We start from the raw sequence: 22,652 nt of genomic DNA, 5'->3' as shown, positions 1-22,652 counted from the left end.
TATGTGGCAGCAGATGATTGTTGGCGTGATTGTGGCCGTGTGCGCATTGCACGCTTGCGCGCGGTATATGCCGCTGGCGTGGCGCCAGCAGGTGGTGTACGCACTGACGCGCCGGGGTTTGGATCAGGCCCGGCTGGCCAAGTTGTTCAAGACGGAATCGAGCTGCGGCAGTGGCTGCGGCAGCTGCGGATCCGCATCGTCGTCCAAGGCCGCCGCTTGCGGCACGCCGTCATCCTCCGGCCCCACCGCGCCAATCGACTCCACCACCACCCGCCGCGTAATCCGCCTGCACGTACAGCGCTGATTTTTTTCACCCCCCATGGGGTCAGACGTGCATTGATGCGTCCCCCCGCTGGGGTCAGGCATGCATTCATGCATTCGCAGCGCCACCCAGCCAGCGATGCAGCTGCTGGCCACACGGAGGCGCCCGTAGCGCCTGCAGTTAAAAGAGTTTTGCAGATTGCAGCACGTCCATGGCGCAGCGCGGCGGAACGCCAGGCCGCAGCATAATCCAGTTCCTTCACTTGCTTGGGCGAGCATGCGGCAACGCAGGTGCCTCGGAGGCCCCGCCGTATAAGGCTCGCTGGAGAATGCATGAATGCACGTCTGACCCCACGTGCTGTGTGCACGAATGCACGCCTGACCCCACCATGAAAAACGCCACCCGAAGGTGGCGCTGGTTTTGATGCGTTGTGCTATCAGAAGCGGATATTGGCCGTCAGGCTGCCCGAGCGTGGGGCGCCTGGGGTATAGCGGTAGCCGGACTTGTTGATGGCCTGGATGTAGTCTTTGTCGAACACGTTGTTGATGTTCAGTTGCAGCTCGATGTTGCGTGTCACCTGATACGCCGCCATCGCGTTGACTACCCAGTACGCATCCGCATATGCCGGCGTGCCCACCGCGCCGTCCGTGCCGCGCTGCAGCTTGCCCACGTAGTTGGCGCCGCCGCCGATTTTCAAGCCCATCGGCAGCGTGTACGACGTCCACACGGTGAACGAATCCTTGGGCGTGTAGCTCAACACGTTTTCGTTGGAAGCCGTCATGACTTTACCGGACGTCACGCTGGTCTTCATGTGCGCGTAGCCGCCCGAAATCAGCCAGTTGCGGGCAATCTCGCCCGTCAGGCTGATTTCAACGCCATCCACGCGCTTCTTGCCGGTCTGGTAGTACAGCAAGTCGGTTGGATCCTGCTCGATCTCATTGCGCACGTCGGTGCGGTAAATCGCGGCGGCCAGCGCCAGCTTTTGCTTCAGCAAATCCCACTTGCCGCCGATTTCCTTGGTGGTGGTCGACTGTGGATCAAACTTCGGATTGGACACGCTGTTGGCCGTCGTGCTCAGCACCAGCGTGCCGCCGCCAGGCGGCTGCTTCGACGTCGCCACCGTCGCATACACGCTGCTGTTTGCCGTCGGCTTGTACAGCGCCGAGAATTTGCCTGTCCACAGCGTATCGCCCAGGTCCAGCTTGACCGGCAAGAATACGCCGGCAGGCGTGCCTGGATTCGACGTCGCCGTGGTCAGCACCGTGCCGCTGTAATTCGTCGTGTAGTGGTCCGCACGGATACCGCCGCTGAACATCCACTGCTCGCCCAGCTTGGCCGTGTCGAACAGGTACAGCGCCTGCGTGTTGACGGTGGTGTCGCCATAGACGGCGTTGCGCTTGGGCGCAGGCGCCGTTTCAAACGGCGCGTTGGGATCAGGGTGGTACAAATTGGCTGGCGCCAGTTTGCCCAGGCTTGCCGCGTCATACCCGTACGTCAGCTGCTTTTCATTGATGAATTCCAGGCCCGCCACCGCCGTGTGCTTCATGCCCGCACCATCGAAATCAAAGGTCACGGTGGTCTGGTTGGTCAGCAGCTGGTTTTCCTGGTCCTTGATGGTGCGCAGGTCAGGGCGCGCCAAGGTCCATTCGGAGGCCGGCAAGACCACGCCTGCTTTGGTTTCCGTTACCAGGTTGGCCGCGTTGCCACGGAAAGCGCTCAGCAGGTAATCCTGCTGCGTTTTGCCGTAACGGGTCATGTTCTGCAATTTCACGGCAGGCGAGAAATCGTGTTCGAGGCGCACAGTCGCCATGTCGGCCTTGACCTTGTCGTAATCGCTGGTCGAGCCATAGAAGCCGCGCGGATCGACGCGCTGCGCGTCATTCAGGTACGGGCGGCGTTTCGCCACGACAGGATTGGCGCTGTCCGGGCTGGTATAACCAGGCAAACCAATGGTCGGCACGCCGCCATCCGGGACGTTGTCCTGGTCCACGTGCAGCAAGCTCAGCGACACGCGGGTCGGGCTGCCGATGCCGAAGCCGATGGTCGGCGCCACGGCCCAGCGCTTGTTCTTCACCACGTCGCGGGCCGGGTTGCCGGAATCTTGCGCCAGCAGGTTGAGGCGGAAAGCCGTGCCGCTGTTGTAGTCGATGACTTTATTCAAGTCGGCGGTGGCGCGCTGTTGCTTGCCGCTGCCAGCCGTCACGATGCCCGAGTACGCATCTTGCATCATGGCTTGCTTCGAGCTCAGGTTGACGGAGCCGGTCGGCGAACCACGGCCGCCATCGGTACCCGCCGGGCCTTTGACGATGTCGATTTGCTCGACGTTGAAGATGTCGCGCGAAATCGAACCCATGTCGCGGATGCCATCCACGTAAATGCTGGACGAAGCGTCAAAGCCGCGCATGTAAATCGCGTCGCCGGTGTTGGTGCTGCCGTTTTCGCCGAGGAAGAAGGCGCCCACGCCCGGCGTGTTGCGCAGCGCGTCCGCCAAGGTCACGGCGCCTTGCTGCTCGATCAGTTCTTTTTTGATGACGGTAATGGTTTGCGGCGTATTAACGAGCAATTCCGTGTATTTGGCGGAAGTTGCACGATCTGCCTTGAAATCGTTTTCTTTGCTGCCTTCGACGCGCACTTCCTGCATCACGCCACCGGAAACGGGGGGCGCTGGAATGGCGTCTGCGGCGTGTGCTGCTGCAGCAGGCAACAGCATGGCAGCCAGGACAGTACTCATCTGGGTAACAGCTGGAGTCGAGTGTTTGCGGCTCTTGATTGCCATGATTGATCTATGTCATTGGTGAGTGAATATCCGAAAGATGATAGCAACTTCTCCCAGTGAAGTAAATGTGAATTATTATCATTTGCATTGAGTTTTGCGTATGTGACGGCCGTTTGCCGACGGAAACCGGGCGGAAATGCTAAGCTGGAGGATTGCGGCGCACGGCCGTGCTTTTTCGAGAAAACGCCATGATCGTTGTTCATCACCTCAATAATTCCCGGTCGCAGCGCGTGTTGTGGCTGCTGGAAGAACTGGGTTTGAAGTATGAAATCGTGCGCTACCAGCGCGATGCGAAGACCATGCTGGCGCCGCCATCGCTGCGCGCCATCCACCCGCTGGGCAAGTCGCCTGTCATTACCGATGGCGACGTGACGGTGGCGGAATCGGGCGCCATCATTGAATACCTGGTCGAGCGCTACGGCAATGGCAAGCTGGTTCCCGCCGCCGGCACGCCGGACAAGCTGCGCTGGCGCTATTTCATGCATTACGCGGAAGGCTCGCTGATGACGCCGCTGTTGATGAAGCTGGTGTTCGACCGCGTGGAATCGGCGCCCGCGCCATTTTTCGTCAAGCCAATTGCAAAAGCCATCGCGCACAAGGTGAAAAGCACGTACATCCAGCCGCAAATCGCTTCGCACCTGGATTACCTGGAAGGGGAGTTGGCGAAGGCGCCATGGTTCTCCGGCGCGGAATTCGGCGCGGCCGACGTGCAAATGAGCTTCCCGCTGGAAGCAGCTGCAGCCCGCGGCGGCTTAAGCAGTGTTGGCGGCAAGACTGCTGGATCGGCATCCGGCGGCGCCAGCGCGAACAGCCATCCGAAGCTGATGGCGTTCCTGGAGCGCATCCATGCGCGCCCGGCGTACAAAAAAGCGCTGGAGGCCGGCGGCCCTTATGAATTGCTGAAGTAAGCCGCCACGGCAGCGCGGGTACAATAGCCGTATTTGCAATGTGCTAGTTTTATTATGGCCAGACTCCTCGCCATTGACGGCTTGAACATTGTGCGCCGCGTGTATGAAGCCAGTCCCGAACCGGATTCGGACTTGAAGGCCGACATCGCGCTGCGCCATGCGCTGTCGTCGTTCCGCCATTTGATCAACGGCCACGAGCCGACCCACGTGCTGCCTGCCTTTGATTTCGGCGGCCGCACGTGGCGCCACGACCTCTATGAAGGCTACCGCGAAGGCCGCGCACCGATGCCGGACCCGCTGCGCGCCGCGCTGCCGGGCTTTTATGATGCGCTGTCGAAAATCGGCTTGCAGCCTGTCTCGTTGCCTGGCGTGGAAGCCGACGATGTGATTGGCACCGCTGTCATGCGCTGGCTGAACGAAGGGCGCGGCGATGCCGTGGTGGCCAGCACCGACAAGGATTTGCACTGCCTGATTGCCCATGGCGCCCTGGTCTGGGACCACTTCAAGGGCGAATGGCACGATGCCACATGGGTGGAAAACAAGTGGGGCGTACCGCCGGAACAATTGCCGGACTTGCTGGCGCTGATGGGCGATGCCACCGACAGCATCCCCGGCGTATCGCGTGTTGGCCAAAAGACCGCGGCCAAGCTGTTGCGCACATACGGCACATTGGATGCGATTATGGCCGGGGCTGGTATATTGAAAGATACTCTGGGCGAAACCTTACGAAAAGAACGGGAAATGCTGTATCTTTCGCGGCAGCTAGTGCAATTGAAAACCGATGTGAAGGTCGGCGTCAGCTGGAACATGCTGGCCTGGCAACAGCATCCATAACAACGATAAACAACGGGGATAAGATGTTAAAGGCGGTCATTATCGATTCCAGTGCGGTGGCGCGCGGCTTGCTCAATACCGTACTGATGGATGGCAGCTACGACGTGGTGGGACAAGGCCATACGGCCGCCAGCGCCAACGTGCTGATGGTCAAACACCAGGCGCAAATTGTCTGCATTTCGCGCGACGTGGTGGAAGCGGATGAAGCCGCGATTGCCGAGTTGCGCAGGAATTGGCCGAAAGCCATGCTGTTCATGGTGTCCAGCGAATTCGACGCGCCCACCGTGCAAAAAGCCCATGCGATGGGTTTTATCGGCTTTATCGTCAAGCCATTCAATGCGGGCACCGTGTTGAAGACCATCCGCAGCACCATCATTGCGACAGTGAAGCGGCAGCAAAAGGCGCAGGCCGACATGCAGGCCGCGGCCGGGGATGCGCCGCAGGCAGGCGCCGCCGAATGAAAAACGGCCCGGGTTTGCCGGGCCGTTTCATAAGACGACGGTTCAAGCCGTCGTCGTGATCCCGCCAATCATCCCGCCCCCAGGCACACGTCGCCGTCGTACAGCAATCTGCAGATTACCCTGGGCCAATAGTGCGAATTACGAGATAATCCCGCCGCCTAAACAGACCTCGCCATCATATAGCACGGCCGACTGGCCCGGCGTCACGGCCCATTGGGCCTCCGGGAAGGCCAGCGAGAAGTTCAGCAAGCCATCGGCCACCACGTCGCACGGCACGTCGGCCTGGCGGTAGCGGGTTTTCGCGGACAGGCGGCCCGCAGCCGGCGCTTCACCAGCGACCCAGCTGGCCTGGCCAGCCTGCAAGCCCGGCGACAGCAGCCATGGATGGTCATGCCCCTGCGCCACCCACAACGTGTTGGTGGCCACATCCTTGCGCGCCACATACCACGCGTCGCTGCTGCCATCAGCTTTCTGGTACGACTTCACGCCGCCAATGCCGATACCCTTGCGCTGGCCCAGCGTATAGAACGACAGGCCGATATGTTCGCCGACGACTTTGCCGTCCGGCGTTTTCATGGGCCCCGGCTTGTGCGACAGGTAGCGGTTCAAGAATTCGCGGAACGGGCGCTCGCCAATAAAGCAAATGCCGGTGGAATCCTTCTTGGCCGCGTTCGGCAACTTTAATTGTTCGGCAATCTTGCGCACTTCGGTTTTCGGGATGTCACCGAGCGGGAACAAGGTTTTTGACAGCTGCGCCTGGTTCAAGCGGTGCAGGAAATAACTTTGATCCTTCGTGTGGTCGAGCGCTTTCAGCAGCTCGAACTTGCCCGATGCCTGATTCTGGCGCACGCGCGCATAGTGGCCGGTGGCAATCAAATCCGCGCCGAGGTGCATCGCGTGGTCCAGGAAAGCCTTGAATTTGATTTCCGCGTTGCACAGCACGTCCGGATTCGGCGTCCGGCCGGCCTGGTATTCACGCAGGAATTCCGCGAACACGCGGTCCTTGTATTCGGCCGCGAAGTTCACCGCTTCGATATCCACGCCCACCACGTCAGCCACGCTGGCCGCGTCGATCCAGTCCTGGCGGGTCGAGCAATATTCGGAATCGTCGTCGTCTTCCCAGTTTTTCATGAACAGGCCAATGACTTCATAGCCTTGTTCTTTCAGCAGCCATGCCGAGACCGAGGAATCCACCCCGCCAGACATCCCGATCACGACTCGTTTCTTACTCATAATGACTCTTTTCGTTGATTCAGCTCAAATTACACATCGTCAAAGATCGACGAATGCGTGTGCAGCAGGTCTAATGGCGCGCGCTTGCCCGCCAGATACTCATCAATACACGTCAACAGCAGCGGACTGCGATGGCGTTCCGGGCAGGCGGCGATTTCTTCGCGCGTCAGCCACATGGTGCGCAAGATGCCGGCGTCGAGCGGGCGGTCCAGTTTGGCGCCCACTTCGCCGCAAAAGGCAAAGCGCAAGTACGTCACCGCTTCACCGGTGCGGGCGGAGCGGTAGCGCGACATGTACATGCCGACCAGTCCGGTCGGCTTGAATTCATGCGCGGTTTCTTCCAGCGCCTCGCGCACCACGGCTTGCTCCAGCGATTCATGCGGGTCCAGGTGGCCGGCCGGCTGGTTCAGGCGGATGCCTTCGCTGGTTTCTTCTTCAATCAGCAAAAACTTGCCATCTTTTTCAATGATGGCGGCAACAGTGACAGAGGGTTTCCAGGTTCGCGGCATAAGGTCGTCCATGAAAGAGCCGCCATTTTAGCGTGTTCCGCGGACGAAGCTCTGAAAAGCTTTTGTTTTCCGATGCAAATCCGACATCACGTCTTAACGGACTACGATCAGTACTGAATTTACATATATCTTCTATTAAAACCGGTTAATTGCACGAAGTGAGATATTGCTCTCACGCTATGAAAAATGCGGTTGGTCATGCGCTACAGAATATGGTTTATGCGCTCTAAAAAGGGGTAACTTTCGCGAAATTCATGTTATGGTCTTAGCAGAACGTCATACTTTTGCAACTTTTACCATCCATAATCATTTAATAATTTTCATATTCAACATCACACCGGAGGTAGTTATGAGGATAGGCATACCGGCCGAAACAAGGCCGGGTGAAACGCGGGTGGCGGCAACGCCCGAGACGGTGAAAAAGCTGGCGGCGAAACATCAGCTGCTGGTCCAATCCGGCGCGGGCTTGCAGGCATCGATCACCGATGAAGCGTACGTCGCGGCAGGCGCCACCATTGTGTCGGCTCAAGAGGCGTTCGGCGCAGATATCGTGCTGAAAGTGCGTGCTCCAAATGACGCGGAACGGGCGCAGATCAAGTCCGGCACTGTCGTCATCGGCATGCTGAACCCGTTTGATGCGGATAACACGGGTTTGATGGCGCAAGCGGGCTTGACCGCGTTTGCGCTGGAAGCGGCGCCCCGTATTACCCGTGCGCAATCCATGGACGTGTTGTCGTCGCAGGCAAACATTGCCGGCTACAAAGCCGTCATGATGGCGGCCAATACGTACCAAAGGTTTATGCCGATGCTGATGACGGCTGCCGGCACCGTGAAAGCGGCCCGCGTGCTGATCATGGGTGTGGGCGTGGCCGGTCTGCAAGCCATTGCTACCGCGAAACGCCTGGGCGCCGTGATTGAAGCCTCCGACGTGCGTCCGCCGGTCAAAGAGCAGGTGGAATCGCTGGGCGCGAAATTCATCGATGTGCCATACCTGACCGATGAAGAAAAAGAAATCGCGCAAGGCGTAGGCGGCTATGCCCGTCCAATGCCGGCCGAGTGGATGAAGCGCCAGGCGGAACTGGTACACGAGCGCGCCAAACTGGCCGACATCATCATCACGACCGCACTGATCCCGGGCCGCAAAGCCCCGGTCTTGATTTCCGAAGAGACCGTCAAAGCCATGAAACCGGGTTCCGTCATTGTCGACCTGGCAGCCGAGCAGGGCGGTAACTGCCCGCTGACGGAAGTCGGCAAGACCGTGACCAAACACGGTGTGCACATCATTGGCGAGCCGAACCTGGCCTGCCTGGTGGCGGCCGATGCATCCGCGCTGTATGCGCGCAACGTGCTGGACTTCCTCAAACTCGTCATCGACAAGGAAGAGAAGCTCGTCATCGACCGTGAAGATGAAATCATTAAAGCCACGTTGATCGCCTATGGCGGTGAAGTGCTGCGCAAATAAGGGGAAGCGACATGGAAGTCAGTCACACCATCATCAATCTCATCATTTTCGTGCTGGCCATCTACGTGGGTTACCACGTCGTGTGGACGGTGACGCCTGCGCTGCACACGCCGCTGATGGCCGTTACCAACGCGATTTCCGCGATCATCATCGTGGGCGCCATGCTGGCGGCCGCGCTGACGCAAGGCAAAGTGGGCCAGATTGCCGGCACCGTGGCCGTGGCGCTGGCCGCCGTCAATGTGTTCGGCGGATTCCTCGTCACGCAGCGCATGCTGGAAATGTTCAAGAAAAAAGATAAGGGGAACAAGGCATGAGTTTCATCAGCTGGAATCTCGTTACCCTGCTGTACCTGGTGGCATCGGTTTGCTTCATCCAGGCACTGAAAGGTTTGTCGTCGCCGGCCAATGCCCGCCAGGGTAATGCGTTCGGCATGATCGGCATGGCGATTGCCGTGGCCACCACGGTGGCGCTGATCGCCAAACTGCAGGCGGAAGCGCAAGCGTCGACCGGCGGCATGGGCTTTGGCCTGGTGGCGCTGGGCGTGGCGGTAGGCGGCGGTATTGGCGCTACCTTGGCCAAGCGCGTGGAAATGACCAAGATGCCGGAACTGGTCGCGGCCATGCACTCGCTGATTGGTCTGGCAGCCGTGTGTATCGCGGTGGCGGCCGTATCGGAACCGCAAGCATTCGGCATTGCTGCCGCAGGCGAAGCGCTGCCGATGGGTAACCGTATCGAACTGTTCATCGGTACCTTCGTGGGCGCGATAACGTTCTCCGGTTCCGTCATCGCATTCGGCAAACTGGCCGGCAAATACAAGTTCCGCCTGTTCCAGGGCGCGCCCGTGGTGTTCTCGGGCCAGCACATGCTGAACCTGATCCTGGCGACCGTGATGGTGGGCCTGGGCCTGGTGTTCGTGTTCGCTGGCGGCACCGAGCCTGCATGGACCCCGTTCCTGATCATGACGGCGATTGCCTTCGTGCTGGGCGTGTTGATCATCATCCCGATCGGCGGCGCCGACATGCCGGTGGTGGTGTCGATGCTGAACTCGTATTCGGGCTGGGCGGCGGCAGGCATCGGCTTCTCGCTGAATAACTCGATGCTGATCATTGCCGGTTCGCTGGTGGGTTCGTCGGGCGCGATCCTGTCGTACATCATGTGCAAGGCCATGAACCGTTCGTTCTTCAACGTGATCCTGGGCGGCTTCGGCGGCGATGCGGCTGCTGCTTCGGCTGGCGGCGGCGCACAGGCAGCCCGTCCGGTGAAATCCGGTTCGGCTGACGATGCGTCGTTCATCATGGCCAATGCGGAATCCGTCATCATCGTTCCAGGCTATGGCCTGGCGGTGGCCCGCGCACAGCACTCGCTGAAAGAACTGGTGGAAAAGCTGACGCACAAAGGCGTCAACGTGCGCTACGCGATCCACCCGGTGGCAGGCCGTATGCCGGGCCACATGAACGTGCTGCTGGCGGAAGCGGAAGTGCCATATGACCAGGTGTTCGAGATGGAAGACATCAACGGTGAATTCGGCCAGACCGACGTGGTCTTGGTGCTGGGCGCGAATGACGTAGTGAACCCGGCTGCCAAAGATCCGAAGTCGCCGATTGCCGGCATGCCGATCCTGGAAGCGTACAAAGCCAAGTCCATTATCGTCAACAAGCGTTCGATGGCGTCCGGCTACGCTGGTCTGGACAATGACTTGTTCTACCAGGCTAACACCATGATGGTGTTTGGCGATGCGAAGAAAGTCATTGAGGATATGGTGAAGGCGGTCGATTAAGACTGGCTGTCATCGATGAAAAACGGGTCCTGCGCGGACCCGTTTTTTTTTTAATATTTGCATGCTATTGGCACGTAATTTCGAATGCATTTTCGCCCGCATGCGGCCCTTTTCTTCCTTTAACAGTGCAGGCTTTGATGTCATCTGGAAGACGCACAGCCATGGCGACTTCTCCCAGCATGCCATAGTCGCACCGCAGCCATTTTCCTTCCGGGTAGGCTCCTTCCAGTGAATACTGATGCGTCCAAGACGACTTGGTCCGCTTCACGTCTTCTCCTCGAAGAATTCCCAGCCGTTCTGGCGGGCCATCAGCTGGGGCTGCGTTGCTCAAGTACAGTGGTGAGGCTACATAAGGCGTCCAGCCGGGAAATGGATTGTCCACTTTTATGGCATTTGCTGGCAGCGCGGCCGGGCATTCAAATCGAGATGGGGCGGCCTTGAGCGGAGCGATCATCACGAGGCAGAATAGCGCGGGCAAGATTCGGCATTTTTTCATGGTCTACTCGATGACGAAAAATGCGTCAGCATTGTCCGTAGGATTGATGAAGTTGCCCTTGGCATCTTTGCCTTTGCGGCGGATGAAGCGTTTCCCAATCTTTTGTCTGTCTACCCACTGGTCTACAACATAGATGCCGTCAGAAACCTGGCCCAGATAAAAGGCAGCGTGATTGCCATGAGATTTACCTGGCCATTTCCCGTCGACGAAATTTGCAATGGCAGTGCCGGGCGCAATGCTTTGGTTGCCGACGACCGATTCTCCCTGTTGCCATCGGCCGGTCCAGCCTGCATCAGTGTAGTGTTTAATGAGGGTTACACACTGGCCGTTGCCAATCTTGGGTTTTCCGTCCAGTTCTCGTGCAGCCGTGTAGATGTATGGTCCCATGTCGAATCCTCCTGATCATTGCGGGAGGATTCATCATCTATTCTTGTTGCTGCATTGCATTGATCTAGCTACATAATCAGCGTGTACTACCTCAAACGTTAGCGTCTGCCGTACATCATCAATTCTGCCAGCACGCCACGGGCCGGACTAACCAGATCAATCGCAGCCAGCGACGCCCCCAGCACCGCCTGCAATGGCGAGCGGCCGGCAAACAGCGTGGCCATGGCATCGGTCAGGTGCACGGTGGTCGAGCGGTCCTTTTCGCGCTGGCCGTGGAATTGCGCCAGATTGAAAGGGTTGGCGCCTTGCGATAGCAGGCGCGCCAGCACGGTGGCGTCGCGCAGGCCGAGATTTAATCCTTGCCCTGCCACGGGGTGCAAAGTCTGCGCGGCATTGCCAATGGCGGCAATGCGCGCGGTTCCTTGTGCACCTGCATTCAATCCCAGAGGGAAGGCGACGCGGCGCGATGTATTGGTGAACGTGCCGAGGCGCGAACCGAACGCCGTGCCGAGGCGTTCCAGGAACGCGGCATCATCGAGCTCCATCAATTCTTCCGTCGTGTGCGGCGTGGCGCACCAAACCATTGAATATTCATCGTCTTGCGGCAGCAGGGCCAGCGGGCCTTCATCCGTAAAGCGTTCATAGGCGCGGTGGGCGACGGGACGGCTGGCGCGCACTTGCGCGATGATCGCGGTCTGGCCGTAATCGCGCAGCATGGATTTCACGGTCTGTTCGCCAAACAGGCCGCCTTCGGCCTGCACTACGATGGATGCTGTAATCGTACGGGACGGCGCCTGCATGCAGGCGACAGTACCGCGGTCGCTGCCCGCAGCTTGCCCGCCTGGTAGCTCCTCTGCCAAGTACAGCGCCACATGGCCGCTGGCTTCGCGCAGCGCTGTCACCAGCGCAGGACGCAGCGCGGCAATGCCCAGCCGCTCGCACGCTGCACCCAGTTCCGCCACCAGCGCACCATAGCGCGTCACATAGCCCAGCGCCGGCAACTTGTGCTCACTGCTGGTGATCATGCTGCGGCCAAACTGGCCGCGGCGCGAGACGTGGATTTCATTGATGGCCGTGGCGGGAATCGGCCAGCAGCCGATTTCTTCCAGTATCTGGCGGCTGCCATACGACAGGGCCAGTGAACGGGGATCGTTGCATGCCTGCTGCAATGTGCGCGCATCGATCAACGCAATGCGGGAAGGAGTGACGCCCCGTTTGACCAGCAGCGCCGCCAGCGCCATGCCGGCCGGGCCTGCTCCGCAAATGGCGATATCGTATTCCGTAACCAACTCAGTCATGCTGCCATAGCCTGTTCAATTTCATCGACAGTCTTCGGTGCACCCGCGCTGAGGATGCTGTAACCGTCGTTCGTCACCAGCACATCATCTTCAATGCGGATGCCGATGTTCCAGTATTGCTGCGGCACGTCGTCGCCAGGACGCACATAAATACCCGGTTCCACCGTCAACACCATGCCGGGGCGCAGCGGACGCGAAGGCTTGCCCGGCGTGTGCACGTCGCGGTACTGGCCCACGTCGTGCACGTCCATGCCCAGCCAGTGCCCCGTGCCGTGCATATAGAAGCGCGTGTATGCCTTGGTGGCGATGATTTCATCGACAGTGCCATGCTTGCCGCCATTGAGTAAGCCCAGGTCCAGCATGCCCTGCACCAGCACGCGCACCGCCGCGTCATGCACGGACTGGTAAGGCTGGCCGGGACGGATCGCTTCGAATGCGGCAGCCTGCGCCGCCAGCACCAGTTCATACAGCGCGCGCTGCGGCGGGGTGAAACGGCCGTTGGCCGGATACGTGCGCGTGATGTCGGACGCATAGCCATCCAGTTCGCAGCCCGCATCAATCAATACCAGATCGCCATCCTTGATTTCATCATTGTTGGCGACATAGTGCAGCACGCACGCATTGGCGCCCGACGCCACGATCGATGTGTAGGCAGGCGATTGTGCGCCATTGCGGCGGAACTCATGCAGCAGCTCCGCTTCGATTTCATATTCGCGCATGCCGGGCCGCGTAGCCTTCATCGCGCGCGCATGGGCTTGCGCGGAAATCGCGGCCGCGCGGCGCATGGTGGCGATTTCCGTATCGTCCTTGAACAGGCGCATTTCATCGAGCAGCGGCAGCAGATTGTGCGCCGTATCGGGCGCCGTCACGCCGCCGCGTGATTGCGCACGCACCGCATCGAGCCAGCGCTTCACTTGCATATCGGTTTTGCGGTCGCGGCCCACCGGGTAATACACGGCAGGTGCATCGGCCAGCAGCCTCGCCATTTCCGCATCGAGTGCGGCAATGGCAAACGCAGCGTCAAAACCAAACGCGGTGCGGGCCGCTTCCGGGCCATAGCGGAAACCGTCCCAGATTTCACGCTCCGCATTTTTTTCACGGCAAAACAGCAGCGCCTGCGCAGGCTTGTCCGCCAGCGCGGCAACCAGGACCACAACAGCTTCCGGTTCCGGGAAGCCCGTCAGGTAAAAGAAATGGCTGTCGTGGCGATAAGGATAATCACTGTCGGCATTGCGCGCGACTTCGGGCGCCGTCCCCAGTACGGCCACGGCGCCGGGCGCCATTTGTTCCAGCAGGCGAGTGCGCCTTGCGGCAAACGCCGCCGGATGACATGTCATTGTGGTTTGCCCCCATTGAGCTCGTCCAATTGCTGCACCGTGCCGACGTTGACCCACTCGCCTTCATACAGTTCGCCGCCCACCTGGCCCAGGTCCACGTACTTGCGCAGCAGCGCACCCAGTCCGGCCTTGGCGCCCGGTTCGATACCGTCAAACATTTCAGGGCGGTACACGCCGATATTGCCGAAGTTGTACATCGTGTCGCCGGTATTGGCCAGCGTGTACATGTTCATGGCGAAGTCGCCCTTGGTGTTGTGCCACGGGTTCGGCGTCAGGTACAGCCATGCGATGTCGCGCTTTTCCGCCGGGTACGGATTGCCCCACATATCCTTGTCGTGCAACACATCCTTGACTTGCTCGAAGTCGAAGTACGGGCAATAGATATCGCCGGAAATCGCGAGGAATGGTTCGTCGCCCAGCAAGTGGCGCGCATACGCGATGCCGCCTGCTGTTTCCAGCGCTTCCGCTTCGCGCGAATACTGGATCTTTGCGCCATACTTACTGCCGTCACCGAGTGCTTCTTCAATCATGTGGCCCAGGTGGGCGTGGTTGATGACGATGTCCGTGATACCGGCACGCACCAGGTTCAGGATGTGCCACACGATCAGCGGGCGGCCCCGCACTTTCAGCAGGGGCTTCGGGATCGTGTCCGTCAGCGGACGCATACGCTCGCCGCGGCCGGCGGCAAAGATCATTGCTTTCATGCCGGATCCTTTAGAACGTGTAGCCCACTTGAGGCGCTTTGTTTTCCAGCGTATCGAGCAGCTTGACCAGCGGACGCAAATCCTTGTAGCGGTTGGCGGTCTTGCGCACGTAATCCATCACGGTCGGCAAATCATTCATGTAATTGGCTTTGCCGTCGCGGTAGTTGAGGCGGCAGAAGATGCCAAGGATCTTGATGTGGCGCTGCAAGCCCATGTATTCCATGTCCTTGTAGAACGAATCGATATCGCGGTGCACTGGCAAGCCTTCGGCTTTCGCGTGCTGCCAGTAGCGGATCGCCCAGTCGAGCACCAGTTCTTCATCCCACTGGATGTACGCATCGCGCAGCAGCGACGCCACGTCGTACGTGATCGGGCCATACACGGCATCCTGGAAGTCCAGGATGCCCGGGTTCTTTTTGCCGTCTTCCATCCACATCAGGTTGCGCGAGTGGTAATCGCGGTGCATATACACCTGCTGCTGCGCCAGGCAATTGGCGAGGATGGCGTCGAACACTTTTTGCAGTTCCGCGCTTTGCGCATCCGTCAGTTTGACGCCCAGGTGTTTTTCGATATACCACTCGGGGAACAGATTCATTTCGCGCAGCATGAACGCGCGGTCGAATTCCGGCAGTACGCCCGGCTGGCTGGCTTTCTGGATTTTCACGAGGGCGCCCAGCGCTTCCGCGTACAGGGTGGCGGCATTATCGTGGTCCAGGACTTGCAGGTAAGTGCTCACTCCAAGGTCGGACATCAGCACGAAACCCTGTGCCGCATCCTGCGCCACGACGTTTGGCACGGTGACGCCGGCATCGAGCAGCAATTGATCGACTTTCAGGAACGCCGGCACGTTTTCCCGCTCGGGCGGCGCGTCCATGGCCACCAGGGTGGCGCCATGTGTGGCCTGGTGGTCGGGCAGTACGTCGACGCGGAAATAGCGGCGGAAGCTGGCGTCGGCCGATGCGGGGCGGGCGCTGGCTACGTCGACCAGGCCGGTTGCGGTGAGCCACGCTTGCAGCGAAGCGAAACGGGCGTCTTGTGATGAATTAGGCAATAAAGACATGAAACAAAGTCTGACAAAAGCAGTTGAAGTCGCAGATTCCCATATAATAAGGGATTAACCTTAAAAAATCGCCAGTGTTACGACCCAACCATTCATGAGCCGGTTTAAAGCCCCACCCAACGCGCACCGCTGGGCGTTCGCCTTCACCGCGCTTGTTACTGCAACGACAAGTCACGCCCAAACTCCGTCTAAACAACAACGTCCGCAGCACGTGACGGACAAGGATGCGCCTACCATCGTGCAGGCCGAAGACATCACGGGCCGTCCGGACCGCGAACTGAACCTGGACCGTAACGTCGAACTTGTGCGCGACAAGACCCGCGTGATGGCGGATATCGCCTGTTTCCGCCAGATCGAAGACGAGGTGGAAGCGCAGGGCCATGTGCGCATCTGGCGTTATGGCGACTATTACACGGGCGATGAGGTCAAGCTGAACCTGGAATCGGGCAAAGGCTATATGCTGAACCCGACGTACAAGCTGGAATTGAATCAGGCGCAGGGCAAGGCCAACCGCATCAACTTCATCAATGAGGATGAAGCGGTGGTCATTGATGGCACGTACAGCACGTGCCAGGGCCCAAACCCGGACTGGTATTTGAAATCGTCCACCTTGACGCTCGACTCCGGGCGCGACGTGGGCGTGGCCGGTAAAACCGTCGTGTATTTCAAGGGCGTGCCGCTGATCGGGACGCCTGCGCTGTCGTTTTCGCTGTCGGGCGCGCGCCGCTCCGGCTGGCTGCCGGCGATCCCCGGCTTCGGCTCCAAGGGCCGCGCTGAATTGACGGTGCCGTATTACTTCAATATCGCGCCCAACCGCGACTTGACGCTGTTCCCGCGCTTGATTGCGCGCCGCGGCTTCCAGCTGGGCGCCCATGGCCGCTACATCGGCGAGACCGATGCCGGCAGCTATGCGGGCGACACGTTCATTGAATACCTGCCGAACGATAGCCAGGCGCACAAAGACCGCTGGATGATCAATTCCAATCACACGCAAGCCATTGCGAAGGATTGGACGTTTGGCTGGAATGCGCGTGCCGCGTCGGACAACAACTACCCGAATGACTTTTCCAAGACCGTATCGGGTAGTGCGGAGCGCCAGTTGCTGCGCGAATTGCGCAGCGACTACCGGGGCGAGTACTGGAGCTTGTCGGCCCGCGTGCAAAAGTACCAGGTGCTGCAAGATCCGGCGTCCGACAAAGATCCGTCGCTGTTCGTCACGCGCCCGTATGACCGCCTGCCAGCCATCAATTTCCATGCGGCGCGCTATGACGTGGCCGGCTTTGACTGGACGGTGGACAGTGAGCTGACCAGCTTCTGGCACCCGACGTCGATCCGCGGCAGCCGCTTCGTGGCGATCCCGCAGCTCAGCTATCCGATCATCGGCCCCAGCTTCTTCATCACGCCGAAAATCCAGCTGCATGCCAGCGCGTACCAGCTCGATGCGCACACGGAAGGGACGACGCACACGCCTGAGCATTCGCTGACGCGCGCCGTGCCGACCATGTCGCTGGACTCCGGCCTCGTGTTCGAGCGCGATACCAGCATGTTTGGCCGCGCCGCCACGCAAACGCTGGAGCCGCGCCTGTTCTACGTGAAGACGCCGTACCACGACCAGAAAGATTTCCCGAACTTCGACACGGCCGCGTCGACGTTCAACTTTTCGCAGATTTTCAGTGAAAACCGCTTCGTCGGCTCCGACCGCATTGGCGACGCCAACCAGGTGACGGCCGCCATCGTGTCGCGCTTCCTGGAAGAGAGCGGCGCCGAGCGCCTGCGCCTCGCGTTTGGCCAGCGCTTTTATTTTGCCGACCAGCGCGTACAGCTGGACGCCAGCACGTCGACCAAGGATGCCAAGTCCGACATGCTGCTGGCTGCGCAGGGCCGCATTTCTGACGCGTGGGGCGTGGACAGCGCCGTACAATACAATCCGTCGGACAAGCACGTGGTCAGCTCGAACTTCATGCTGAACTATATGCCGGCGCCGAAAAAGGTCGCGAACCTGGGCTACCGCTATCTGCGCGACACGTTCAACAGTACCACCGGCACCCGCAATAACGATGGTTTCCGCAACGTTGATTTGTCGAGCCAGTGGCCGCTGTCGCAGCGCCTGTTCGGCGTGGGCCGCATCAGCTACTCGCTGAAAGACAAGAAAATCCTTGAAGGCTTGATGGGCCTTGAATACAACGGTGATTGCTGGGTCTTCCGCATGGGCGCGCAGCGCTTCGTGACGACGGCCAAGCAAGCGTCGACCTCGACCTTTTTCCAGCTAGAGCTGAACGGCCTGTCCAAGTTCGGCATCGGCAATTCACTGGAAACGCTGCGCAACAGCATCCCCGGTTACCAGCGCCTGAACGACGGCAACCGCCATTAATCCACGAACCACATGAGCGTCACTTTTATGCGTAATGCCCGTATGCACCAATTGAAGATCGCAGCCTTGCTGTGCGCACTTGCCGCCGGCGCTTCCGGGGAAGCGCTGGCGCAGGCTGCCAAACCTGCCAATCCGCAGCCTGCCGCGGCAACGCCAGGCAAAGGTTTCACGCCGCCAGTGCCGGTCGGCCAGACGTCCAATGCGCCGATCGATTCGATTGCCGTGGTGGTCAATGACGACGTCATCACGCGCCATGAATTGACGGACCGCGTGAAAACCGTGATGCAGCGCATGAAGGCGCAAAACGTGCAGCTGCCTTCCGAAGCGGATTTGCAGCGCCAGATCCTGGAACGCATGATCGTGGAACGCGCGCAGCTGCAACTGGCCAAGGAAATGGGCGTGCGCGTGGATGACAGCCAATTGGACCGCACCATCAGCCGCATCGCCGAACAGCAAAAAATGACGGTGCAGCAGATGCGCAACCAGCTGGAAAAAGAAGGCACGACCTTTGCTGCCTTCCGCGAAGAGATTCGCGAAGAAATCATCATGACGCGCCTGCGCGAACATGAAGTGGACGCGAAGATCAATATTTCCGAAGCTGAAGTGGATGCCCACATCGCGGCGGAAAAGGCTGCCGCGGCCGAGCAGTTTGAAATGAATATTTCGCAGATCCTGATCCGCATTCCTGAAAATGCTTCCGCAGAAGTCATTGCGCAGCGCAAGGCGCGCGCCGATGAAGTCATGCGCCAGCTGCGCGTGGGCGCGGACTTCGCAAAAATGGCGGCCACGTATTCGGACGCTTCCGATGCACTGAAGGGCGGCGAGGTGGGCTGGCGTACGGCCGACCGTTTGCCGCCCGTGTTTGCGGAAGCGCTGTCCAAGCTGAAGCCGGGCCAGACCACGCAAGTGATGAAGAGCGTGTCGGGCTTCCACATCATCAAGCTGGTGGACAAGCGCAGCGTGGCCGAAGCGCAGGCTGCGGCGGCCGTGCAGCAGACGCACGCGCGCCACATCCTGATCAAGGTGACGCCGGCCGTGTCGGCCGCGGACGCCAAGCGCAAGCTGACGGAATTGAAAGAGCGCCTGGACAACAAGGCCGCCAAGTTTGAAGAATTGGCGCGCCTGTTCTCGAATGATGGTTCGGCCAACAAGGGCGGCGATCTGGGCTGGCTGTATCCTGGCGATACCGTGCCGGAATTCGAAGCGGCCATGGCTGGCTTGAAGATCGGCGAAGTGTCGCAGCCGGTTGAGACCCAGTTTGGCTTCCACCTGATCGAAGTCCTGGAGCGCAAGACGGAAGACGTGTCGAAGGAAAAAGAACGCAATGCCGCCCGCAATGCGATCCGCGAGCGCAAGCTGGAAGAAGCCACTGAAAACTGGCAGCGTGAGGTGCGTGACCGCGCGTACGTTGAATACCGCGCGGAAGACTTGAAAGACACCAAGTAACAAAGGAGGGAACGTTCCATGAGCGCCCATTTGCAAACCCGGCGCCGTGGAGCGCGCCCTGTGATTGCCGTGACCACTGGCGAACCGGCCGGCATTGGTCCGGAAATCGCCATCCGCGCAGCGTGGGCATTGCGCGATCAAGTCCATTGCGTGCTGCTGGGCGATGCCGCATTTCTCGCCATGACGGCAGCGGACATCGATCCCGCCATCCGTATTTCTTCGCTGTCGATGATGGCCGTGCGTAATGCCGGCGTGCCGCATTTCGGGCCGGACCGCATTACCGTCATCGATATCCCCGTCTCTGCCCACGTCCGGCCCGGTGTGCTCGATAAGGAAAACGGCCGCGCCGTGCTGGCCACGCTCGATGCCGCCATTGAGGGCGTCCAGGCTGGCTGGTTTGAAGCGGTGGCCACTGCGCCGCTGCAGAAAAGTACCATCAACGATGCGGGCGTGCCATTCTCTGGCCACACGGAATATTTCGCCGACAAGACCGGCACGCGGCAAGTCGTGATGATGCTGGCGGGGCAGCCTTTTGCGCCCGCCGATGCGCCGCCGCTGCGCGTGGCTTTGGCCACTACGCACCTGCCATTGAAAGACGTGGCCGGGGCGCTGACGCAGGCCGGCTTGGGCGACATCCTCGACATCATCGACCATGATTTGAAAACCAAATTCGGCATCGCGCAGCCGCGCATTCTGGTGGCCGGTCTGAATCCGCACGCGGGTGAAAATGGCTATCTGGGGCGCGAAGATATCGACGTGGTGCAACCTGCCATTGCGGCTGCGCAGGCGCGCGGCATCGCCGCCACCGGCCCGTATCCGGCCGATACGCTGTTCCAGCACAAGTACCTGAAAGATGCGGACTGCGTGCTGGCCATGTACCACGACCAGGGCTTGCCGGTGCTGAAGTACGCGACGTTTGGACGGGGCGTCAATATCACGCTGGGCTTGCCGCTGATCCGCACGTCGGTCGATCATGGCACGGCGCTGGACCTGGCGGCCCGTGGCCTGGGCCATGCCAATAGCGACAGCATGATCGAAGCCATCGCCACGGCAGTCGCGATGGCCGATGCCGTGCACGCTGCCCGCACCAACCAATAAGACTAAAGAACATGAAACACATCGCACGCAAACGCTTCGGCCAAAACTTCCTGCAGGATGACCACGTCCTGGGCCACATCATTGAATCGATCAACCCGCAAGCCAACGACGCCATGGTGGAAATCGGCCCGGGTCTGGCTGCCATGACGGATTTGCTGCTGCGCTCCGTCAAGCACATGCACGTGGTGGAACTGGACCGCGACCTGGTGGCGCGGCTGGAAAAGCAATATCCGCGCGAAAAGCTGACGGTCAATTCGTGCGATGCGCTGAAATTTGACTTCGGTTCGATTCCCGTGCCGGAAGGGCAAAAGCTGCGCGTGGTGGGCAACCTGCCGTATAACATTTCCAGCCCGCTGCTGTTCCACCTGGCGCAGTACGCGCCGCAAGTGCAAGACCAGCACTTCATGCTGCAAAAGGAAGTGGTCGAGCGCATGGTGGCGGAACCGGGCAGCAAGGCGTATGGCCGCTTGTCCGTGATGCTGCAGTGGCGCTATCACATGTCGCTGCTGTTTATCGTGCCGCCGGAAGCATTTGACCCGCCGCCGAAAGTCGATTCCGCCATCGTGCGCATGATCCCCGTCGCCAATCCGCTGCCGTGCGATGAAGCGACGCTGGAAGCCGTGGTGCAAAAAGCGTTTTCACAGCGCCGCAAAGTGATCCGTAACTGCCTGTCCGGCATGTTCACGGAAGAGCAAATCATTGCAGCGGGCGTCACGCCGACGGACCGCCCTGAAACCGTGCCGCTGGAAGGCTACGTGGCGTTGGCCAACCTGTTGAAGCCGGTTGCTTGAGAGATTCTGACTATCGTTTGCCTAGCGAACGATAGTACAAAAGGGGCCAGGCCCCGAGGCTAGTTGCAACATTTTCCGCAAAAAAAAGCCCGCTACAGGAGCGGGCTAAATCCAATTCTTGGTGAAGAAGTGGAGGAGACGGGTTCATTATGCTGCGGCGCGGCATATGTGGCCAATTTATTTTGGCCATACCAATTATTCTCCTCGTGAATATCTAATCAGATATTGGTGCAGGTAACGATAATGTTAGAGCGTCCCGCTTCACCCATCACATCGGTGCCATTGGCCACCGTGCACTTTTGGCCAGTAGGCTGCGTCAGCACCGTGACGCCATAGACCGTACCGTCCGGTACGTTGGAAGGCATCGTGAAGTCCACACTGGCTGCGTTGTTTGCATTGGTGACCGACACTTTATCCGTGCCATTGACCAGCTCCAGCGTGCCGCTGCCCAATCCTTGAACTTTGCCGCCAATCGGATAAGCATTTTGGTTGCAAATCAGCGCTGCGGAAATCGTCGCCGTGCGGCCTGCCGTGCCCACCGAACCGGAGACGAACGAGCAGCTCATGTGGCGCGGCTGCTGCGATACCGTGATCGCATAGGTATCGCCATACGAAATCGATTGCGGGAATTTGAACGTGGTGGCGCCGAGCGGCACGATCAGGCGCTGGTCGCCATTGGCCAGCACCAGGCCCTCATTGGCCAGCGGCTTGGGTTCGCGGAAGGCATCCACGATGGTGCCGGACAGTTCAAACGACGCCTTGCCGCCGCAGGCGCCCAGCGCCAGCAGCATGGCCAGCGCAGCAGCGGTGCGCACAGGGATTGCTTTCATTGGATAGTCTTTCAAATGCAAGTGATGGTGACGTCGTTCTTGTCGCCGATCGGCATGATGCCGCTGCCGTTTTGAACGGTACAAGTCTGGCCAGTTGGCTGCGACAGCACGGTTACGCCATAGCTCTGTTTGTTCGGTACGGTTTTACCGAAGGTGAACGATTTGGCGCCGGCTGCGACGGCCACGGTCAGCGAACCATTGGCCAGCACCAGGCCGGTGTTCGTCAAGCCGGTGACCGTGCCGCTCAGCGTGTAAGGATCCGTCGTGCAGGTGATGATGGTCTGCGTGTATGAATAATAGTTGGCGCGGCCTTTGTTATTCGATGGCGTGCAAACCTGGCCTTCCGGGTTGGTTTTCACGAGGATTTCAAACTCGGAATCGCTGGCGACCAGGTCGGTGAACTGGAACGTGGAGGCCGAATCCGGCACCGCAAAATCCTTGCCCTTGTTGGTCAAGACCAGCCCTGCGCGGTTCAAGCCCGAAATCTGGCCGCTGAGGGGAATACTGCCGCCGCTGCTGCCACCGCATGCTGCCAGCGTGGTCGCGCACAGCGCGAGGGCGGCGCAACGCATCGTCAAACTATTCATCAAACTCTCCAAAACAAAGGCCGGA

The 22,652-nt window shown here is 59.8% G+C and carries 22 protein-coding genes; 11 read left to right on the top strand and 11 right to left on the bottom strand.

The genetic code is table 11. From position 1 onward, the window contains the following. Position 1 precedes the first annotated feature (1 nt). Positions 2 to 304, top strand: coding sequence for a DUF6587 family protein (locus tag GM668_RS04250; protein ID WP_211923340.1), 303 nt, complete (start codon positions 2 to 4; stop codon positions 302 to 304). 394 nt (positions 305 to 698) lie between these two features. Here the strand turns inward: GM668_RS04250 and GM668_RS04245 are convergent, their stop codons facing one another. Beyond that, complete coding sequence (locus GM668_RS04245) at positions 699 to 2,993, bottom strand: catecholate siderophore receptor Fiu (RefSeq protein ID WP_229498882.1); 2,295 nt, start codon at positions 2,991 to 2,993, stop codon at positions 699 to 701. A 233-nt stretch (positions 2,994 to 3,226) separates the two neighbouring features. On the opposite strand from GM668_RS04245, the gene GM668_RS04240 reads away from it, so the two are divergent. Genes GM668_RS04240 through GM668_RS04230 form a run of 3 tightly spaced genes read left to right on the top strand, consistent with a single transcriptional unit; the run spans position 3,227 to position 5,241 of the window. Then, positions 3,227 to 3,946, top strand: coding sequence for a glutathione S-transferase family protein (locus GM668_RS04240; protein ID WP_155437629.1), 720 nt, complete (start codon positions 3,227 to 3,229; stop codon positions 3,944 to 3,946). Between the two features lie 54 nt (positions 3,947 to 4,000). After that, the gene (locus GM668_RS04235; RefSeq protein WP_155437628.1) at positions 4,001 to 4,780 is read left to right on the top strand and encodes a 5'-3' exonuclease; all 780 of its coding nucleotides are present in this window, start codon (positions 4,001 to 4,003) and stop codon (positions 4,778 to 4,780) included. Between the two features lie 23 nt (positions 4,781 to 4,803). Then, positions 4,804 to 5,241 carry a response regulator gene (locus tag GM668_RS04230; protein ID WP_155437627.1) on the top strand — a complete coding sequence of 146 codons (438 nt, stop codon included), beginning with the start codon at positions 4,804 to 4,806 and terminating at the stop codon, positions 5,239 to 5,241. 138 nt (positions 5,242 to 5,379) lie between these two features. Here the strand turns inward: GM668_RS04230 and mnmA are convergent, their stop codons facing one another. Together mnmA and GM668_RS04220 are read right to left on the bottom strand one after the other, a co-directional pair. After that, complete coding sequence (mnmA, locus tag GM668_RS04225) at positions 5,380 to 6,474, bottom strand: tRNA 2-thiouridine(34) synthase MnmA (protein ID WP_155437626.1); 1,095 nt, start codon at positions 6,472 to 6,474, stop codon at positions 5,380 to 5,382. A 29-nt stretch (positions 6,475 to 6,503) separates the two neighbouring features. Next, entirely contained in the window at positions 6,504 to 6,983 is a 480-nt protein-coding gene (locus GM668_RS04220; RefSeq protein ID WP_155437625.1) for an NUDIX hydrolase, read from the bottom strand. Between the two features lie 349 nt (positions 6,984 to 7,332). Between GM668_RS04220 and GM668_RS04215 the strand changes: the two genes are divergently transcribed. Genes GM668_RS04215 through GM668_RS04205 form a run of 3 tightly spaced genes read left to right on the top strand, consistent with a single transcriptional unit; the run spans position 7,333 to position 10,222 of the window. Continuing rightward, positions 7,333 to 8,445, top strand: coding sequence for a Re/Si-specific NAD(P)(+) transhydrogenase subunit alpha (locus GM668_RS04215; RefSeq protein WP_155437624.1), 1,113 nt, complete (start codon positions 7,333 to 7,335; stop codon positions 8,443 to 8,445). A gap of 11 nt (positions 8,446 to 8,456) precedes the next feature. Next, positions 8,457 to 8,759 carry an NAD(P) transhydrogenase subunit alpha part 2 gene (locus GM668_RS04210; RefSeq protein WP_155437623.1) on the top strand — a complete coding sequence of 101 codons (303 nt, stop codon included), beginning with the start codon at positions 8,457 to 8,459 and terminating at the stop codon, positions 8,757 to 8,759. Then, positions 8,756 to 10,222 (top strand): NAD(P)(+) transhydrogenase (Re/Si-specific) subunit beta, encoded by a 1,467-nt coding sequence (locus tag GM668_RS04205; protein WP_155437622.1) that lies wholly within the window; start codon positions 8,756 to 8,758, stop codon positions 10,220 to 10,222. Before GM668_RS04210 ends, GM668_RS04205 begins: the two co-directional genes overlap by 4 nt. Before the next feature lie 64 nt (positions 10,223 to 10,286). On the opposite strand, the gene GM668_RS04200 is transcribed toward GM668_RS04205, so the two are convergent. The 6 genes from GM668_RS04200 to GM668_RS04175 form a co-directional block, all read right to left on the bottom strand. Then, on the bottom strand, positions 10,287 to 10,718 hold the full coding sequence (locus tag GM668_RS04200; RefSeq protein WP_155437621.1) for an STY0301 family protein: 432 nt from the start codon (positions 10,716 to 10,718) through the stop codon (positions 10,287 to 10,289). A gap of 3 nt (positions 10,719 to 10,721) precedes the next feature. Further along, positions 10,722 to 11,105, bottom strand: coding sequence for a BPSL0067 family protein (locus GM668_RS04195; RefSeq protein ID WP_155437620.1), 384 nt, complete (start codon positions 11,103 to 11,105; stop codon positions 10,722 to 10,724). A gap of 98 nt (positions 11,106 to 11,203) precedes the next feature. Then, positions 11,204 to 12,403 carry an FAD-dependent monooxygenase gene (locus GM668_RS04190; protein ID WP_155437619.1) on the bottom strand — a complete coding sequence of 400 codons (1,200 nt, stop codon included), beginning with the start codon at positions 12,401 to 12,403 and terminating at the stop codon, positions 11,204 to 11,206. Next, positions 12,400 to 13,740 (bottom strand): Xaa-Pro aminopeptidase, encoded by a 1,341-nt coding sequence (gene pepP, locus GM668_RS04185; RefSeq protein ID WP_155437618.1) that lies wholly within the window; start codon positions 13,738 to 13,740, stop codon positions 12,400 to 12,402. The genes GM668_RS04190 and pepP overlap by 4 nt, the downstream gene beginning before the upstream one ends. Beyond that, a complete protein-coding gene (gene murU, locus GM668_RS04180; RefSeq protein WP_155437617.1) occupies positions 13,737 to 14,444 on the bottom strand; it encodes an N-acetylmuramate alpha-1-phosphate uridylyltransferase MurU in 708 nt (235 codons plus the stop codon). The genes pepP and murU overlap by 4 nt, the downstream gene beginning before the upstream one ends. Positions 14,445 to 14,454: 10 nt before the next feature. Further along, on the bottom strand, positions 14,455 to 15,504 hold the full coding sequence (locus GM668_RS04175) for an aminoglycoside phosphotransferase family protein (protein ID WP_155437616.1): 1,050 nt from the start codon (positions 15,502 to 15,504) through the stop codon (positions 14,455 to 14,457). 94 nt (positions 15,505 to 15,598) lie between these two features. On the opposite strand from GM668_RS04175, the gene GM668_RS04170 reads away from it, so the two are divergent. Genes GM668_RS04170 through rsmA form a run of 4 tightly spaced genes read left to right on the top strand, consistent with a single transcriptional unit; the run spans position 15,599 to position 21,210 of the window. Then, positions 15,599 to 17,875, top strand: a complete 2,277-nt coding sequence (locus GM668_RS04170) for an LPS-assembly protein LptD (RefSeq protein WP_155437615.1) — start codon at positions 15,599 to 15,601, stop codon at positions 17,873 to 17,875. Positions 17,876 to 17,887: 12 nt separating this feature from the next. Then, positions 17,888 to 19,321 (top strand): peptidylprolyl isomerase, encoded by a 1,434-nt coding sequence (locus tag GM668_RS04165; protein ID WP_229498880.1) that lies wholly within the window; start codon positions 17,888 to 17,890, stop codon positions 19,319 to 19,321. A gap of 18 nt (positions 19,322 to 19,339) precedes the next feature. Beyond that, on the top strand, positions 19,340 to 20,419 hold the full coding sequence (gene pdxA / locus GM668_RS04160; RefSeq protein WP_155437614.1) for a 4-hydroxythreonine-4-phosphate dehydrogenase PdxA: 1,080 nt from the start codon (positions 19,340 to 19,342) through the stop codon (positions 20,417 to 20,419). A gap of 11 nt (positions 20,420 to 20,430) precedes the next feature. Further along, positions 20,431 to 21,210, top strand: coding sequence for a 16S rRNA (adenine(1518)-N(6)/adenine(1519)-N(6))-dimethyltransferase RsmA (rsmA, locus tag GM668_RS04155; protein WP_155437613.1), 780 nt, complete (start codon positions 20,431 to 20,433; stop codon positions 21,208 to 21,210). A gap of 218 nt (positions 21,211 to 21,428) precedes the next feature. Here the strand turns inward: rsmA and GM668_RS04150 are convergent, their stop codons facing one another. Both GM668_RS04150 and GM668_RS04145 read right to left on the bottom strand, forming a co-directional pair. After that, positions 21,429 to 22,040 (bottom strand): hypothetical protein, encoded by a 612-nt coding sequence (locus GM668_RS04150; protein WP_155437612.1) that lies wholly within the window; start codon positions 22,038 to 22,040, stop codon positions 21,429 to 21,431. An 11-nt stretch (positions 22,041 to 22,051) separates the two neighbouring features. Beyond that, a complete protein-coding gene (locus GM668_RS04145; RefSeq protein ID WP_155437611.1) occupies positions 22,052 to 22,627 on the bottom strand; it encodes a hypothetical protein in 576 nt (191 codons plus the stop codon). Positions 22,628 to 22,652 lie beyond the last annotated feature (25 nt).

The sequence above is a fragment of the Pseudoduganella ginsengisoli genome (assembly GCF_009720865.1).
GTDB classification, from domain to species: domain Bacteria; phylum Pseudomonadota; class Gammaproteobacteria; order Burkholderiales; family Burkholderiaceae_D; genus Rugamonas; species Rugamonas ginsengisoli.
Note: the sequence above shows the minus strand (reverse complement) of the source record. Positions and strands in the feature narration are given on the sequence as shown.

Excerpts from the sequence above, each read along its gene's own strand:
- GM668_RS04250 (WP_211923340.1), top strand. The coding sequence starts at position 2 with ATGTGGCAGCAGATGATTGTTGGCGTGATTGTGGCCGTGTGCGCATTG.
- GM668_RS04245 (WP_229498882.1), bottom strand. The coding sequence starts at position 2,993 with ATGAGTACTGTCCTGGCTGCCATGCTGTTGCCTGCTGCAGCAGCACAC.
- GM668_RS04240 (WP_155437629.1), top strand. The coding sequence starts at position 3,227 with ATGATCGTTGTTCATCACCTCAATAATTCCCGGTCGCAGCGCGTGTTG.
- GM668_RS04235 (WP_155437628.1), top strand. The coding sequence starts at position 4,001 with ATGGCCAGACTCCTCGCCATTGACGGCTTGAACATTGTGCGCCGCGTG.
- GM668_RS04230 (WP_155437627.1), top strand. The coding sequence starts at position 4,804 with ATGTTAAAGGCGGTCATTATCGATTCCAGTGCGGTGGCGCGCGGCTTG.
- mnmA (WP_155437626.1), bottom strand. The coding sequence starts at position 6,474 with ATGAGTAAGAAACGAGTCGTGATCGGGATGTCTGGCGGGGTGGATTCC.
- GM668_RS04220 (WP_155437625.1), bottom strand. The coding sequence starts at position 6,983 with ATGCCGCGAACCTGGAAACCCTCTGTCACTGTTGCCGCCATCATTGAA.
- GM668_RS04215 (WP_155437624.1), top strand. The coding sequence starts at position 7,333 with ATGAGGATAGGCATACCGGCCGAAACAAGGCCGGGTGAAACGCGGGTG.
- GM668_RS04210 (WP_155437623.1), top strand. The coding sequence starts at position 8,457 with ATGGAAGTCAGTCACACCATCATCAATCTCATCATTTTCGTGCTGGCC.
- GM668_RS04205 (WP_155437622.1), top strand. The coding sequence starts at position 8,756 with ATGAGTTTCATCAGCTGGAATCTCGTTACCCTGCTGTACCTGGTGGCA.
- GM668_RS04200 (WP_155437621.1), bottom strand. The coding sequence starts at position 10,718 with ATGAAAAAATGCCGAATCTTGCCCGCGCTATTCTGCCTCGTGATGATC.
- GM668_RS04195 (WP_155437620.1), bottom strand. The coding sequence starts at position 11,105 with ATGGGACCATACATCTACACGGCTGCACGAGAACTGGACGGAAAACCC.
- GM668_RS04190 (WP_155437619.1), bottom strand. The coding sequence starts at position 12,403 with ATGACTGAGTTGGTTACGGAATACGATATCGCCATTTGCGGAGCAGGC.
- pepP (WP_155437618.1), bottom strand. The coding sequence starts at position 13,740 with ATGACATGTCATCCGGCGGCGTTTGCCGCAAGGCGCACTCGCCTGCTG.
- murU (WP_155437617.1), bottom strand. The coding sequence starts at position 14,444 with ATGAAAGCAATGATCTTTGCCGCCGGCCGCGGCGAGCGTATGCGTCCG.
- GM668_RS04175 (WP_155437616.1), bottom strand. The coding sequence starts at position 15,504 with ATGTCTTTATTGCCTAATTCATCACAAGACGCCCGTTTCGCTTCGCTG.
- GM668_RS04170 (WP_155437615.1), top strand. The coding sequence starts at position 15,599 with ATGAGCCGGTTTAAAGCCCCACCCAACGCGCACCGCTGGGCGTTCGCC.
- GM668_RS04165 (WP_229498880.1), top strand. The coding sequence starts at position 17,888 with ATGAGCGTCACTTTTATGCGTAATGCCCGTATGCACCAATTGAAGATC.
- pdxA (WP_155437614.1), top strand. The coding sequence starts at position 19,340 with ATGAGCGCCCATTTGCAAACCCGGCGCCGTGGAGCGCGCCCTGTGATT.
- rsmA (WP_155437613.1), top strand. The coding sequence starts at position 20,431 with ATGAAACACATCGCACGCAAACGCTTCGGCCAAAACTTCCTGCAGGAT.
- GM668_RS04150 (WP_155437612.1), bottom strand. The coding sequence starts at position 22,040 with ATGAAAGCAATCCCTGTGCGCACCGCTGCTGCGCTGGCCATGCTGCTG.
- GM668_RS04145 (WP_155437611.1), bottom strand. The coding sequence starts at position 22,627 with ATGAATAGTTTGACGATGCGTTGCGCCGCCCTCGCGCTGTGCGCGACC.